Origin of the sequence: Kitasatospora sp. NPDC097691 (genome assembly GCF_040302665.1) — a bacterium.
In the GTDB taxonomy this organism is placed as follows: Bacteria; Actinomycetota; Actinomycetes; order Streptomycetales; family Streptomycetaceae; genus Kitasatospora.
The window spans coordinates 22,419-36,646 of record NZ_JBEORY010000051.1 but is presented as its reverse complement, the minus strand read 5'-3'; the positions used below and the strand labels follow the sequence as shown (position 1 = coordinate 36,646).

Annotated in this window: 11 protein-coding genes; 5 read left to right on the top strand and 6 right to left on the bottom strand. The window is 71.2% G+C overall.

The features are described from left to right. Positions 1 to 39 precede the first annotated feature (39 nt). From ABTY56_RS28550 to paaK, 3 genes are all read right to left on the bottom strand, one after another. The gene (locus tag ABTY56_RS28550) at positions 40 to 819 is read right to left on the bottom strand and encodes an ATP-binding cassette domain-containing protein (protein WP_502893203.1); all 780 of its coding nucleotides are present in this window, start codon (positions 817 to 819) and stop codon (positions 40 to 42) included. Positions 820 to 931: 112 nt separating this feature from the next. Beyond that, the gene (locus ABTY56_RS28545; RefSeq protein WP_350632073.1) at positions 932 to 2,056 is read right to left on the bottom strand and encodes a substrate-binding domain-containing protein; all 1,125 of its coding nucleotides are present in this window, start codon (positions 2,054 to 2,056) and stop codon (positions 932 to 934) included. Between the two features lie 371 nt (positions 2,057 to 2,427). Continuing rightward, positions 2,428 to 3,762: a phenylacetate--CoA ligase PaaK gene (gene paaK, locus ABTY56_RS28540; RefSeq protein WP_350632072.1), complete on the bottom strand. Its 1,335-nt coding sequence runs from the start codon at positions 3,760 to 3,762 to the stop codon at positions 2,428 to 2,430. Between the two features lie 335 nt (positions 3,763 to 4,097). On the opposite strand from paaK, the gene ABTY56_RS28535 reads away from it, so the two are divergent. From ABTY56_RS28535 to ABTY56_RS28525, 3 genes are all read left to right on the top strand, one after another. After that, positions 4,098 to 5,654: an acyl-CoA synthetase family protein gene (locus ABTY56_RS28535; RefSeq protein ID WP_350632071.1), complete on the top strand. Its 1,557-nt coding sequence runs from the start codon at positions 4,098 to 4,100 to the stop codon at positions 5,652 to 5,654. Between the two features lie 106 nt (positions 5,655 to 5,760). Next, positions 5,761 to 6,180 carry a hypothetical protein gene (locus ABTY56_RS28530; RefSeq protein WP_350632070.1) on the top strand — a complete coding sequence of 140 codons (420 nt, stop codon included), beginning with the start codon at positions 5,761 to 5,763 and terminating at the stop codon, positions 6,178 to 6,180. A 244-nt stretch (positions 6,181 to 6,424) separates the two neighbouring features. Then, positions 6,425 to 7,588, top strand: a complete 1,164-nt coding sequence (locus ABTY56_RS28525) for an ROK family protein (protein ID WP_350632069.1) — start codon at positions 6,425 to 6,427, stop codon at positions 7,586 to 7,588. A 176-nt stretch (positions 7,589 to 7,764) separates the two neighbouring features. Here the strand turns inward: ABTY56_RS28525 and ABTY56_RS28520 are convergent, their stop codons facing one another. After that, on the bottom strand, positions 7,765 to 8,547 hold the full coding sequence (locus ABTY56_RS28520; protein ID WP_350632068.1) for a GntR family transcriptional regulator: 783 nt from the start codon (positions 8,545 to 8,547) through the stop codon (positions 7,765 to 7,767). A gap of 347 nt (positions 8,548 to 8,894) precedes the next feature. On the opposite strand from ABTY56_RS28520, the gene ABTY56_RS28515 reads away from it, so the two are divergent. Next, positions 8,895 to 9,704, top strand: a complete 810-nt coding sequence (locus ABTY56_RS28515) for an exodeoxyribonuclease III (RefSeq protein WP_350632067.1) — start codon at positions 8,895 to 8,897, stop codon at positions 9,702 to 9,704. 821 nt (positions 9,705 to 10,525) lie between these two features. Here the strand turns inward: ABTY56_RS28515 and ABTY56_RS28510 are convergent. Continuing rightward, positions 10,526 to 11,134 carry a GNAT family N-acetyltransferase gene (locus ABTY56_RS28510; RefSeq protein ID WP_350632066.1) on the bottom strand — a complete coding sequence of 203 codons (609 nt, stop codon included), beginning with the start codon at positions 11,132 to 11,134 and terminating at the stop codon, positions 10,526 to 10,528. Between the two features lie 323 nt (positions 11,135 to 11,457). Here ABTY56_RS28510 and ABTY56_RS28505 point away from each other — a divergent pair, with 323 nt between their 5' ends. Continuing rightward, a complete protein-coding gene (locus ABTY56_RS28505) occupies positions 11,458 to 12,396 on the top strand; it encodes a LysR family transcriptional regulator (protein WP_350632065.1) in 939 nt (312 codons plus the stop codon). Between the two features lie 112 nt (positions 12,397 to 12,508). On the opposite strand, the gene ABTY56_RS28500 is transcribed toward ABTY56_RS28505, so the two are convergent. After that, positions 12,509 to 13,975: an APC family permease gene (locus tag ABTY56_RS28500; RefSeq protein WP_350632064.1), complete on the bottom strand. Its 1,467-nt coding sequence runs from the start codon at positions 13,973 to 13,975 to the stop codon at positions 12,509 to 12,511. Between the last annotated feature and the right edge of the window lie 253 nt (positions 13,976 to 14,228).

Here is a 14,228-nt window from a genome sequence, read left to right as displayed (position 1 = left end):
CGGGCTCGCCGCCCGGGGGGCCCCCGGGAATGTTCTCGCTCACTCGGAACCCTCCTGGCCCCGGGCCTTCCGACGGGTCACGGCGTTGTCCGTGGCCCCGGTGATGGCCGAGATGATCGCTTCCTGGTTGGTGTAGCGCTTGTCGAAGACGCCGTTGTTGCGGCCGAGGCGCAACACCGCGACGGTGTCCGCGACGGCCATCACGTCCGCCATGTTGTGGCTGATCAGGATCACGCCGTGGTCCTGCTCGCGCAGCCGCTCGACCAGGTCGAGCACCTGGGCGGTCTGCTCGACGCCGAGGGCCGCGGTGGGTTCGTCCAGCATCACGACCTTGGGCGAGCCGATCAGCGCGCGGGCGATCGCGACGACCTGGCGCTGACCACCGGAGAGCGAGGCGACGGGGATCCGCACGCTGGGGATGCGGATGGAGAGGGTGTCCAGCAGCGCCCGGGAGCGCTTCTCCATCGCGACCTCGTCGAGGATGGTGAAGCGCCGGATCTCGCGGCCGAGGAAGAGGTTCCCGACCACGTCGAGGTTGTCGCAGAGCGCGAGGTCCTGGTAGACCGTCGCGATGCCCAACTGCTGGGCGTCCTGCGGCCGGTGGATGCTCACCGGCCTGCCCTGCCACTCGATGACGCCCTCGTCGGGCTGGTGCACGCCGGCGATGGCCTTGACCAGGGTGGACTTGCCGGCGCCGTTGTCGCCGACCAGGGCCACCACCTCGCCGGCGCGCACCTCCAGTTCGATGTCGGTGAGCGCCTGGACGGCGCCGAACCGTTTGGAGACCCCACGCAGGGCCAGTACGGTCTCACCTGCCACAGTGACCAACTCCCTTGCCCCGCCTCCGTCGTGGAGGCGGGGCCTGTTCGGGTTCGAGGGGGGACGTCGGGAGGGCGGCGTCGGACGAGCGCCGCCGGGAGGGCGACGTCGGTTACGTGAGACCGGCGGCCTGGCAGGCGGCGGCGTAGTCCGGCGTGCAGATCTGGGCGACGGTGTAGAGGCCGTCCTGGACCACGGTGGTCTTGACGTTGTCCTTGTTGACGACGATCGGGGTGAGCAGGTTGGCCAGCACCTTGTTGTTGCTGCCGTTGGTCGCCGTCGTGGGCGCGAGGGAGGGGCCGGGGGTGCCGCCGGCGGCCATGGCGACGGCCATCTCGGCCGCGGCGTCGGTCTCCGGCTTGAACGGCTTGTAGACCGTCATGGTCTGGGTGCCGATCAGGATCCGCTGGATGGCGTCGAGCTGGGCGTCCTGGCCGGTGAGCGGGGTGTTGATGCCGGCCGCCTTCTGCGCGGTGGCGATACCGGCGGCCATGCCGTCGTTGGCGGAGTAGATGCCGACGACGTTGCTCGGGCCGATCGCGGTGATGCCCGCCGCCGCCTCCTGGTTGGCCAGGTTCGGGTCCCACTGCGGGGTGTCGTACTCCTTGCCGATCTTCAGCTTGCCGTCGATGGCGCTGTGCGCGCCGGCCTTGAAGTCGGCCGCGTTGGGGTCGGTGGGCGAGCCGTTGATCATGATGATCTGGCCGGCGTTGGCCTTGTCGCCCACCGCCGCGACCAGGGCCTGGCCCTGCAGCTGGCCGACCTTGTGGTTGTCGAAGGAGACGTACGCGTCGGCCGGGCCCTGGGCCAGGCGGTCGTAGGCGAGCACCTTGACGCCCGCGTCGTGGGCCTTCTGGACGGAGGACTGGATCGACTTGGAGTCCACCGCGTCCAGGATCAGCACCTTGTCGCCCTTGGTGAGGGCGGTGTCCACCTGGGTCTGCTGGACCGTCGCGTCCTGGTTGGCGTTGTAGTAGTCGATCTGGGCCTCCGGCGCGAGCTCCTTGATCTTCTGCTCGATCAGCGGGCGGTCGAACTGCTCGTAGCGGGTGGTCTTGGTCTCCGGCAGCAGCAGGCCGATCCGGACGGCCCCCACGGAGGCGCTGCCGCTCGCGGCGGCCGCGGTGCCCGAGGAGCCGCCTCCGGACGACTGCTTGGCGCTGCCACAGGACGCCATGCCGAGGCCGAGGGAAACCACGGCGGTGACCGCGAGGACGCGGCGAAGCCCGATGCTCATGAAGATGCCTCTCCGGTTGGGTCCACCCCCTTCTCCTCTCCGAGTCTGGGAAGCATGTGCCCGGCCCACGATTCCGGTGGTCCGAACGGGTAGCGGGGGAGGTGGCTGGACTCGCGCCCGATCGGCCGTCTACATTTCTGTAGACGTCGGAGGCGCACGGCATCACCCCCCGGACAGCCGTGCGCCTCCGACCTCTCCGTCTCCCGGCGGGTCCCACGAACTCTCGACGGATATCGCGAACTCCCGACGGGTCCCGCGAACTCTCGACGGATATCGCGACCTCCCGACGGGTCCCGCGAACTCCCGGCGGGTCTCGCGACCTCACGACGGATATCGCGACCTCTCGGCGGGTCTCGCGGCCTCTCGGCGGGTCAGCCCCGCTCGTCCACCACCCGCTTGATCTTCCCGACCGAGCGCTCCAGGGTGTACGGCTCGACCACCTCGACCGCGACCGTCACGCCGATCCCGTCCTTCACCGCACGGGCGATCGCCTCCCGCGCCGCGTCCCGCTGCTCGGCGGGCGCGTCGGGCCGCGCCTCGACCCGGACGGCCATCCGGTCCAGCCGCCCCTCCCGGGTGAGCCGCAGCTGGAAGTGCGGCGCGACGGCCGGGGTGCGCAGCAGGATCTCCTCGATCTGGGTCGGGAAGAGGTTCACCCCGCGCAGGATGATCATGTCGTCGCTGCGACCGGTGACCTTCTCCATCCGCCGGAAGGCCGGACGCGCGGTGCCGGGCAGCAGGCGGCTGAGGTCGCGGGTGCGGTAGCGGATGACGGGCAGCGCCTCCTTGGTGAGCGAGGTGAAGACCAGCTCGCCGACCTCGCCCTCGGGCAGCACCTCGTCGGTGAACGGGTCGACGACCTCCGGGTAGAAGTGGTCCTCCCAGATGTGCAGTCCGTCCTTGGTCTCCACGCACTCCTGCGCGACGCCCGGGCCGACCACCTCGGACAGGCCGTAGATGTCGACGGCGTGCAGGTCGAGCCGCTCCTCGATCTCGCGCCGCATCTCCTCCGTCCAGGGCTCGGCGCCGAAGATGCCCACCTTGAGCGAGGTGCCGCGCGGGTCGATGCCCTGCTTCTCGAACTCGTCGAGAATGGTGAGCAGGTAGGACGGGGTCACCATGATGATCTCGGGCTCGAAGTCCTGGATCAGCTGCACCTGCCGGGCCGTCATGCCGCCGGAGGCCGGGATCACGGTGCAGCCGGCCCGCTCGGCGCCGTAGTGGGCGCCGAGGCCGCCGGTGAACAGACCGTAGCCGTAGGCGATGTGCACCTTGTGACCGGGCCTGCCGCCGGCCGCGCGGATCGAGCGGGCGACCACGTCGGCCCACATGGAGAGGTCGTTCTCGGTGTAGCCGACCACGGTCGGCCGGCCGGTGGTGCCGCTGGAGGCGTGGATCCGGCGGACCTGCTCCATCGGGACGGCGAACATGCCGAACGGGTAGCCCTCGCGCAGGTCGGCCTTGGTGGTGCAGGGGAAGCGGGCGAGGTCCGCCAGGGTGCGGCAGTCCTCGGGGTGCACGCCGGCTGCGTCGAACTTGCGGCGGTAGAGCTCGACATTGTCGTACGCGTGCCGCAGAGTGGCCCGCAGCCGGGTGAGCTGGTAGGCGCGCAGCTCGTCCGGGCCCATCCGCTCGCCGGCGTCCAGGAGCCCGGGCGGGATCGGCTCCCCGAGGTGTCGGCGCGGGACGGGTGCGGTGCCGGTCATCGTCACTCCTTCGCTGGTCGGCGGCCCCGGAGCCGTCGCCCTGCCGATCCGGGGTCGCCGAGCGGTCCGGGGTGGCCCGATCCGGGGATTCCTACCGGTCGTTCGGTCAGGCGTCACAGTCAGGGCCAGTAATCCAGTACCCGAACCGACTGTCAAGGGATCACGCGGCACTTCCGGAATGCGAAGTTCCGACACCTTCGCGCCGACTTCGCCCCACCCGCTTGGCTAGCCGATATGAAAATCATTACAGAAGTTTGACCCATGGGCGCCCTCCCCCGGCCCGGCCGCATGGTTCAGTAGTGCGGTTTCTCCCCCGCACCCCGGAAGTGATCACCGTGCCCACGACTCCTGCCCTGGTCAGCGCGCTGCGCGAACTCGGCGACCGGCCCGCCGTCGTCGCCGACGGGCGCGCGATCAGCGGCATCGGCCTGCTGCTCGGCGTCTCCCCGCCGGGCGGCCTGCCACGGGCCCTCGCCCAGCGCGTCGCCGAGCACGCCGCACTCGCCCCCTCCGCCGCCCGCACCGCCGAGCAGCGGCTGCACTACTGGGCCGGCGTCCTCGGCCGGCCCCCGATCCGGCACACCCTGCTGCACCCCGTCACCGACCTCGCCGTCGACCTCGCCCTCGCCACCCTGCTCGCCGGCGGCACCGTCCACTGCGCCGACCCCGAGCAGTCGCCCGAGGAACAACTCGCCGCCGTCGCCGCCAACCACACCACCCACCTCAGCCTGCCCTCCGCCCTGCTCTGGCGCCTCAGCCGACTGCCCGGCCCCGCCACCCACGACCTGGACCTCGACACACTGCGGCTCGTCCTGCACGTCGGCCCCGAACCCCGCCAGGAGGACGTGTACGCCGCCGTCGACGCACTCGGCGCCGTCCTCGCCCACGTCCGCGCCCCCGACAGCAACGCCGAAGCCGCCGACCGCCGACTGCGCGCCGCCGCCGACGCGGCCACCGCCGCCGCCTGGAAGCACAGCATCGGCATCACCGCCGAACAGGTCCACGAGTTCGGCGCCCACCTCGACCGGGCCGTACTCCACTCCCTACTGCTCACCCTCCAGCAGGCCGGCGTCCTCACCGACCCCGAACGCGCCCACCCCGAGGCCGAACTGCTGGCCACCGCCATGGTCACCCCTGCCCAGCGCCCCCGGGTCTCCTGCTGGCTCGACGCGCTCGCCCGGCACGGCCTGATCAGCCGTCACGATGGCGGCGCCCAGGGCGCGGTCTACCGCGGCGGGCCCGAACTCGGCACCGCCGAGGTCCGGGAGTCCTGGCAACCGGCCGTCGAGACCTGGGCCGACGGCCTCGGCCCCGCCGCCGCCCTGGACCGGGTACGGCGCGGCGCACTGCGGCTGCCCCGGCTGATCAGCGGCGAGGAGCCACCCCGCCCGGCCGCCGCCCCGGTCCGCCGGGCCGCCGCCCGCGGCTACCTCGGCACCGCCCTCGGCACCCTGGTCCGCAGCACCGCCGAAGCCCACACCGGCCCGGCGCCACTGCGCGTCCTCGAACTCGCCCTCGACCTCGACGGCGCCGAGACGGTCGTCGCCCGCGCCCTCACCGCCCGGCCCCGGCCCGACGCCGAACACCACCTCACCCCCGACGGCGGCGGCTACGACGTCGTCGTCGCCGGCGCGACCCGGCCACCGGAGGACGAAGTCCCCGCACTGGTCCGGCTGCTCGCCCCCGGCGGCCGGCTCCTGCTGCTCGCCCCCACCGCCGAACACCTCGACCTGCTGATCACCGGCGACCCGCGGGCCGCCGCCGCCCACCCGGCAGAGCACTGGCAGACGGCCCTCACGGCGGCCGGCTGCCCGACCGTCCGCGCGCTGCCGGAGGACGGGCACCCGCTGGGCCTGCTGGGGCAGCGGCTGTTCGTGGCCCGGGTGGACTGACGGTACGGACGGCACTGACCGCGCTGACGGCGCTGACGGCGCCAGGGCAGGCCGGAGTGGGCGCAGGCGGGGCGCGCACGCCGTGTCGCGGCTACAGTCAAGGACCATGACGGCTTCCGCTCGCCCGACCCGGCCCGCCCGCGGCTCCCTCGGGTCCGTTGGATCGCTCGGCTCCATCGGCTCCATCGGTTCGATCGGTTCGATCGGCTCCATCGGTTCGATCGGCTCCATCGGGTCGATTGGATCCATCGGTTCGATCGGCTCCATCGGGTCGATCGGATCCATCGGATCCATCGGCTCGATCCGCGCGGCCGGTTCCATCGGCGCGGCCGACTCGGTCCGTTCGGCGGGCTCGGTCCGTTCGGCCGGCTCGCTCCGTTCCGTCCTCGGCGTCCTCGGCGTCCTCGGCGTCCTGTCGGTCGCGGTCGGCTCCCGGGGCCGCCTCGGCGCACTGCTCCCGACGCGTTCCCGCTGGTCGGTGCGGTCCCGGCGGGGCGGGTGCGGGCCGTCCGTGGCAGGGCGGTGAAGCCAGGGCCGCGCACCGCCACCCGATCCGTACCATTTCGATACCGAAGCCTGGGTGAGCTGCGAAGATTCTCGCCGCCCGGGCCGGTCCCCCGGTAGGCTCCGCTTGTCCTCCGGCCCTCGCGCAGGCGGCCCCCTGCCGCCGTGTCGCGTTCCGGGGGCGCTCCCCCGCGGGCCATTCGGTGGGTACCGCGCACTCGACACCGCGCGCCAGGGCAGTCGCGCGAACGGCGAAGGGCATCGCATTGGCGGATCGGCTCACCGGAGGAGACTCCTCGCTGCTGCGGCGGATCAACGCGGCGGTCACGCTCCGGGCGCTGCGGAACGGCCACTCCGTGACCCTCACTCAGCTCGTCGGCGAGACCGGGCTGTCCCGGCCGACCGTCGAGGGCGTGATCGAGGGCCTGGTCGAGACCGGACTGGTCGCCGAGGTCGAGCAGCCGAGGGAGGACGGCCAGCCGGGCACCGGCCGCCGCGGCCGCCCGGCCCGCTGGTTCCGCTTCCGCGCCGAGGCCGGGCACATCCTCGGCATCGAGATCGGCGTGCACGACGTCCGGGTCATCCTGGCCGACCTCACCGGCGAGGTGGTGGGCAGTCACTTCAAGCCGGTCGACGAAACCCTGGAGGCCGAGGAGCGGCTCACCGCCGTCCGCACCGCCGTCGCCGAGGTGCTGCGCAAGGCCGGCATCTCCCGCGACAACCTCTGGGCCGTCGGCATCGGCACCCCCGGCATCGTGGACCGCGAGGGCACCGTCCGGCTCGGCACCGCCATGCCCGGCTGGACCGGCCTCGACCTCGGCGCCCGACTGCGGCGCTCCTTCCGCTGCCCGGTCCTGATCGAGAACGACGCCAACCTCGCCGCCATCGCCGAGCACTGGCAGGGCGCGGCGCTCGGCGCCGACGACGTCGTGTTCGTCATGGCCGGCCTGAGCCCGGGCGCCGGCTCCCTCATCAACGGCAGGCTGCACCGCGGCTTCGGCGGCGCGGCCGGCGAGATCGGTGCCCTGCACCTGCTCGGCCAGGAGGTCACCCCCGAGCGCCTGCTGTCCACCACCGGCAAGCCGCTCAACCCGCTGGACGAGGCGGCCGTCGCCCGCGTCCTGCGGCTGGCCCGGGAGGGCGACGAGGTCGCGAAGGTCGCCATGGACCGCTTCCTCACCCGCCTCGTCCAGGGCGTCGCCGCGCTGGTCCTGGCCATCGACCCGCAGCTGGTGGTCATCGGCGGCTGGGCGGCCGGCCTCGACGGCGTCCTGGACCCCCTGCGCGAGCGCCTCGCCCAGTTCACGCTGCGCGCCCCCGAGGTCGCCCTGGCCGCCCTCGGCTCGGAGGTCGTGGCGATGGGCGCCCTGCGCGTCGCCCTCGACCACGTCGAGGAGCAGCTCTTCGCCGTGGACCCGCCCCGGGCCTGAGGTCCACCGGGGACGTGCCGCTCGGCTCCCCGGACGGTCCCCGGAGGGTCCCCGACGGCAAAGGCCCGGACGCCGATCGGCGTCCGGGCCTCGACCTGAGGGTTTCCGGCAGGTGGTTCAGGGGTGGTACCGCACGCAGTCGTGCTCCCGGAGGCGGTACGTCAGAAGGCGCTGCCTCAGGAAGCGCTACGGACCTCGGTGGTCGCGGCGGCCGGGGAGACCGGGGTGACCTCGACCAGTCCGGCCTCGCCGAAGGTCAGCTTGCAGGTGTCCGCCCGGTAGGTGGCGACGGCCACGGCCACGAGGCGGCCGGCCGAGCCGTACTGGGTGGTCATGACCAGGACCGGGGTCCCGGGCGGACGCTCCAGCAGCGCGGCCTCCCCGGCCTCGGCGACGCCGAGCTCGACCGAGCGCGACTCACCGTCGACCTCCAGGCGCTCCAGCTGGCGCAGCACCGAGCGGGCGCGGTCGCTCTCGGCGCGGAAGCCGGGCAGGTGCGGCAGGGCCGCGGCCGGGACGTGCAGCGACTCGGTGGCCATCGCGCGGCCCTCCACCATGCGGACCCGGCGGACGGTGTGCACGGTGGCGCCCTCGGCGATGCCGAGGCTCTTGGCCAGCTGCGGGGTGGCGGGGGCGGTGGTGCAGTCGATCGTCCGCCAGGAGTGGCTGCGGGCGGCGCCGGGCCAGCCCTCGTCCTGCCGGCTGACCGGGACGCCGACCCGAGGGGCGGCGATCAGGGTGCCGATGCCCCTGCGGCGGACCAGACGGCCCTCCAGCTCCAGCTGGTCGAGCGCCTGGCGCAGCGTGGCCCGCGCCACGCCGAACCGGGCGGACAGCTCGCGCTCGTTGGGCAGGACCTGCCCGGTGGAGAACTCCGAGTCGATGGCCCGCAGCAGCACCGTGCGCAGGTGCCAGTACTTCGGCTCCGGTACCGCCGAAAGCTGTCCTGTCGTCCCCACCGCGTCCTCCACCTGTTTGTTCTGTCCGCCCTGCGACAAGAAGGGCGGATCCGGGGCCGCTGCCCGCTGTTGCGGCAGGTGGGAGAGCGAGCCTTTATCCGTCCTTCTTTATTAAAGGTCCTTGCAGTAAGCGACCCTAGGTGCTCGTTCCGGAGATGGTCAAGACCAATGGCGCGGCTTGATGCGACTGTCGCACATATTCATGCCGCGTTCACGACAGCTCGTTGTCAGCCACTGCTGGCACCCGCCCGGCGCCGTCGAACACGGCACACCGCGACCACCACGGCCACCACGGCCACCGCGCGTCACGATTCGGGTCGAGTACGCCCAGTCGGTAGGCTGCCCGGGTGATCGTGGTGACGAGTGTGAATGTGAACGGAATCCGGGCGGCGGCCAAGAAGGGCTTCGTCGAATGGCTGGCCGGCACCGAGGCGGACGTCATCTGCCTGCAGGAGGTGCGCTCCGAACCCGAGCAGCTGCCCGTGGAGCTGCGCGACCTCGACGGCTGGCACGCCGTCTGGGCCCCCTCCGCCGCCAAGGGCCGCTCCGGCGTCGCCGTCCTCTCCCGGAAGGAGCCGCAGCGCACCGCGATCGGATTCGGGTCGGCGGAATTCGACAATTCGGGCAGATACCTCGAAATCGACCTCCCCGGCCTGACCGTCGCCAGCCTCTACCTCCCGTCCGGCGAAGTCGGCACCGAGCGCCAGGACGAGAAGGAACGCTTCATGGCGGAATTCCTCGTCCACCTCACCGCCCTCCGCACCCGCGCCGCCGCCGACGGCCGCGAGGTCGTCGTCTGCGGCGACTGGAACATCGCGCACCGCCCCGAGGACCTCAAGAACTGGAAGGCCAACCAGAAGTCCGCCGGCTTCCTCCCCGAGGAACGCGCCTGGCTCTCCCGCGTCTACGACGAAGCCGGCTACGTCGACGTCGTCCGCGCCCTCCACCCCGACCGCACCGGCCCCTACACCTGGTGGTCCTACCGCGGCCGCGCCTTCGACAACGACTCCGGCTGGAGGATCGACCTTCTGACAGCCAGTCAGAAACTTGCGGCCACCGCCATCGAAGCATACGTCGAGCGACCGGCCTCCCATGCCGAGCGCTGGAGCGACCACGCGCCAGTGACCGCCGTCTTCGACCTTGACCAACTCCTCTAGCACTTCGAATGGTTCGGAAAAACTGGACATGACTCCACGCTCATCATGCTGCCTGCCTGGAGCAACGTCCTCGGCTCACGCTGGCCCTGCATCATGGCCGCACGGCGATCCAACTTTCCCGATTACAGGTCAGATGACGTCCTAGAAACGCCTCGGTTTGTAAAAACCAAGGCCGTCTGGCGGTGGCGCGGGCGACGAATGGTAAAGAGGCCTATGCGCGGGACGTGCTGCCGTTCTGTCGCTTCCTTCACGAGTCCCGGGCCGGGAAGTCGATCTGGATGCACGGGCGAAGGGTTCCCACTGGTCTGTCGGAGCTGCCACCAGGGACCGGCTGCGCGGTGGAGGGGTAGTGCCGGTATCGCCCGCGGCACCAAGGGCCGCCGCCTCCGTACGACGTGCCTGCGTCGCCCTCGGACAGTAACGGGTTGGCAGTTCCCCCGGCCCGCGCGGCTGACTTGCCCCACATTGCACCCAGCCAGCGCCTGACCTCAGACGGGTATCACTGCCTGCTGCGGCGTTCCTGGTTGATCAGTTCGATGTAGCGGCGGTACTGGTCGTCGGCAGCTTGCCTGTTGCTGACGAGGGTGCCCGGTGGGAGCCCGGGGGTGAGATTCCCCCGGGTGACCCGACCCTTCTGCCTGGGCCCTCTGCCCTGGTTACTGGTGATGATGTGAGGGTGCGGTTCTGGGTGCCGGTCGAACGGCAGGAGGTCTCCACCTGCGGGGCCGTAGCGACGGTGAGCACCCGGCGAACGCCGGCCGCTCGAACCGGCCGTGAAAGCGCGTGGACAGACCTTCACCGCAGACAACAGTTTCAGGCTCTCAGCGCGGGTCCCTGCGCATGCACCACGTCCGGGGGCCGCTATCGGGGAGCTGGACATCAGCCAAGACCTGGAAGCCGAGCCGCTCGTAGAACCGCACGTTGGCCTCGCTGGAGGTTTCCAGGAACGCGGGGTAGCCGCAGCGTTCGGCCTCTTCGATGCCGGGGAGCAGCACGGCGCTGCCAAGGCCGCGCCCTTGGAACTCGGGCGCGACCCCGACGGTGTTGAGGAACCATGCCGGCTCCTGCGGCCGGTATGGTCCCACGGCCTGCTCAGCGGATTCGTAGGCGGCCTGTCGGTCGCCGGTGAGGTCGCCGATCATCGGGCCGATCTCGGCGAAGGCAGGCGAGGGGTCCTGATCCGGAACGGACCAGACGGCCACGGCCACGCCGCCCTCAGCGACCCACACGCGGCCGTAGACCATGCCGATACGGGTGAGGCAGATTTCCTGGAAGCGCCTGATCCGCGCTTCGTGATCGTCGGCAGCGATCACATGCCGGGTGAAGGGATAGTCGGCGAAAGCGCGGCCGAGGGTCTCGACCGCTGTGGGGACATCGGCATCCGTGATGGGGCGCACTGCGGGGGTGTTCTGAGACTGTTCGTCGTTCACTGCACCGATCCTGTCACCGGACCAGCCTCTCGACAACGCGTTTTGACCTTGGGAGAACGTGCCGGAAACCCGGATTCAGGTGAGTGGGGCCAGGGTTCACGCCTTGGCCCGAGCCCTCGATCGGGTCGCAGTCGGCGGGCGGAGGCCGGTCCTCGGGCCTGGCGAGGTCCTCCGGCGAGCGGCGTGGCCACGCCTCGGACCGCTCCGGTGCCGCGGTCTGGAAACGGGGGGCGTCTCTGGCCGGAGCGCTGGTCACAGATGCCCGAGCCCAGTGCCGGCAACAGGGGTCCGGGCGCGGGGTCACGTCAGCGTAAGTTTCTCTCATGCTCAACACTCGTAGGCTTAGCCTGCTTCGGGACCTCGTCCGCACAGGGACCATTGCGGGAGCCGCTCAGCTGGCAGGCTGTACGCCTTCGGCGGCTTCGCAACAGCTCTCCGCCCTGGAACAGGAGCTGGGGATCGCCCTGCTGGAACGCTCCACCCGTAGCGTTCGCCTGACCGAAGCGGGCCGGGTCCTGGTCGAACATGCTCATCGTGTGTTCGCCGAGCTCGATGCCGCCGAGGCCGCGGTGCACGCGGTGTCCGGACTGCGCGGGGGGAGGATCCGTGTCGCGGCGTTCAACAGTGTGGCGACCGGCCTCGTTGTGCCTGCCCTGATGGCCTTCCGGCAGCGCTACAAGGACGTGCGGATGACGTTCACGGAGGCGGAGCCGGAGTTGTCGATGCCGGCGGTGGTGAACGGCGACTTGGACCTCGCGGTCACCCACGAGTACGGGCGCCTGCCGAAGCCGGATCTTCGCGGCCTGCGGCAGGTACTCCTCCACCGCGACCGACTCTTGCTGGCTGTGCCGCCCCACCTCCAGCGGGCGGGACAGACCAGCGCGAGGCTCCAGGACTACGCGGAGGCGACCTGGCTGTCCGCATTGCCCAGCTCCGGCTTCCAGGCGGCGACGGAACTCCTCTGTCGCGCGGAGGGCTTCGAGCCGGACATCGCCTTCCGCACGGACCAGTACGACATCCTGCTGCTGCTGGTGGCTGCCGACTTCGGCGTCGCTCTCGTTCCCGCTCTTGCCGCGGTTCCGCGCAGTGGCGTGTCCTACCTTGAGGTCTCCCAACCAGCCGGTCTCACCCACGACATCCACGTGACGACGCGCGACGCAGACTCGTCACCGGCGGTCGAAGCCCTGACCGCTCTGCTCGTCCAACGCGGCTTCAACGACAGTAACCGGTCCGGTGATCGATCCGGCGGCGGACGGAGCTGAACCCTGATCGTTCCGCGCGTCCGGCGTCACCCGAGTCCAGCCGAGCCGCCCACTGGCGCTCGTCCGCTCGGGGACGCCTCGCTCAGCACAGCGTTGCCGGACGTCGGGAGCATCAGCCGGCCGCGGCAGGCTCCAGCGGTGCCGCCACGGCTTCGGTCGCGGCCAGCCGCGAGTGCTTGCGGCTGTAGCCGAAGTAGACGGCGAGTGCGAGGACCAGCCAGCCGGCGAAGAGAATAAAGGTGTCGGCCGGGAGGTTCGAGATCAGGTAGCCGCAGAAGAGCACCGACAGGGCCGGCACGACCGGGTATCCGGGGACCTTGAAGAGGCGCTTCAGCCGGGGCTCGCGCACGCGCAGGACGATGACGCCGACCGAGACGACGGAGAAGGCGACCAGTGTGCCCATGGAGGTGAGGTTGGCCAGCCAGTCCAGCGGGACGAATGCGGCGAGCGCGGCAATGAACGCGCCGACGATGAGGGTGTTGCCGACAGGGGTGCCGCTGCGCGGGTTCACCTTGCGGAAGAGCGGCGGGAGCATGCCGTCACGGCTCATGGAGTAGAGGATGCGGGTCTGGCCGTAGATGACGATCAGCGTGATGCTGACGATGGAGACGACCGCGCCTGCCGACAGGATCGCGCCGGGCCAGGTCTGGCCCGTGACGCGCTGGAGGATCGCGGAGAGGCCCGCGTCCTGGCCGTCGAAGAGGGTCCACTTCTGCGCGCCGACGCTGACCAGGGCGACGAGGCAGTAGAAGGCGGTGACCACCAGGAGCGCGCCGATGATCGCGCGGGGCAGCGCTTTCTGCGGGTTCTTGACCTCCTCGCCGGCGGTGGAGACGGCGTCGAGGCCGATGAAGGAGAAGAAGACCGAGGAGGAGGCGGCGCTGATGCCGGCGAAGCCGAGCGGCGCGAAGGGGTGCAGGTTGGCCGAGTGGAAGCCGGTGACGCCGATGGCGATGAAGAGGGTGAGTACGCCCAGCTTGATGAACGCCATGATGGTGTTGGCCAGTGCCGACTCCTTTGCTCCCCGGATCAGCAGCAGACAGCACAGGACGACCAGGGCGACCCCGGGCAGGTTGACGTAGCCGCCGTGCCCGGGCGGCGCGGCGATCGCGGCGGGCATGGTGAAGCCGGAGAGGCGCTGGGTGAGGTCGTTGAGGTACTGTCCCCAGCTCACGGCCACCGCCGCACCGGAGACGGCGTACTCCAGGACCAGGCAGGAGCCGACCACCCAGGCGGCGAGTTCGCCGAGCGTCGCGTAGGCGTAGGAGTAGGAGGAGCCGGAGACCGGCACCGCCGAGGTGAGCTCGGCGTAGCAGAAGGCGGTCAGTGCGGCGGTGACCGCGCCGATCACGAAGGAGAGGATCACCGCGGGCCCGGCCTCGGGAACGGCCGTGCTGAGCGCGAAGAAGATCCCCGTACCGATGGTGGCCCCGACGCCGATCATCGTGAGGTGGAAGGTTCCGACGGTCCGGTGCAGTCCGCCGGCCGGATGCCCGCCCGCCTGGTCGGAGTCGGTCAGGAAGGCCGAGACCGGCTTGCGGCGCAGCAGCTGTTGACGGGGTCTTGTTTCGTCTGGCATGAGGTCGTGCCTTTCGTGGGGCGGGGCTGACTTTTCGGCACGGGCGTGCGGAGGAAGGCCGACTTCCTGTGGTGTGCTGCGGGATCGCCGGTGATGCGCCATCAGCTCGGCGGGCCGAGGTCCCCGTCGGCGAGACCATCCGCGCCACCTGCGCCGACCGCTGGGGATTCATCCGGGCAGTGTTGAAGGCTCCTGCGGTGCCTCCAGGTCGGAATCGACGCAGGTGGGGGGTACGACTGAGGCCGTGAGGCTG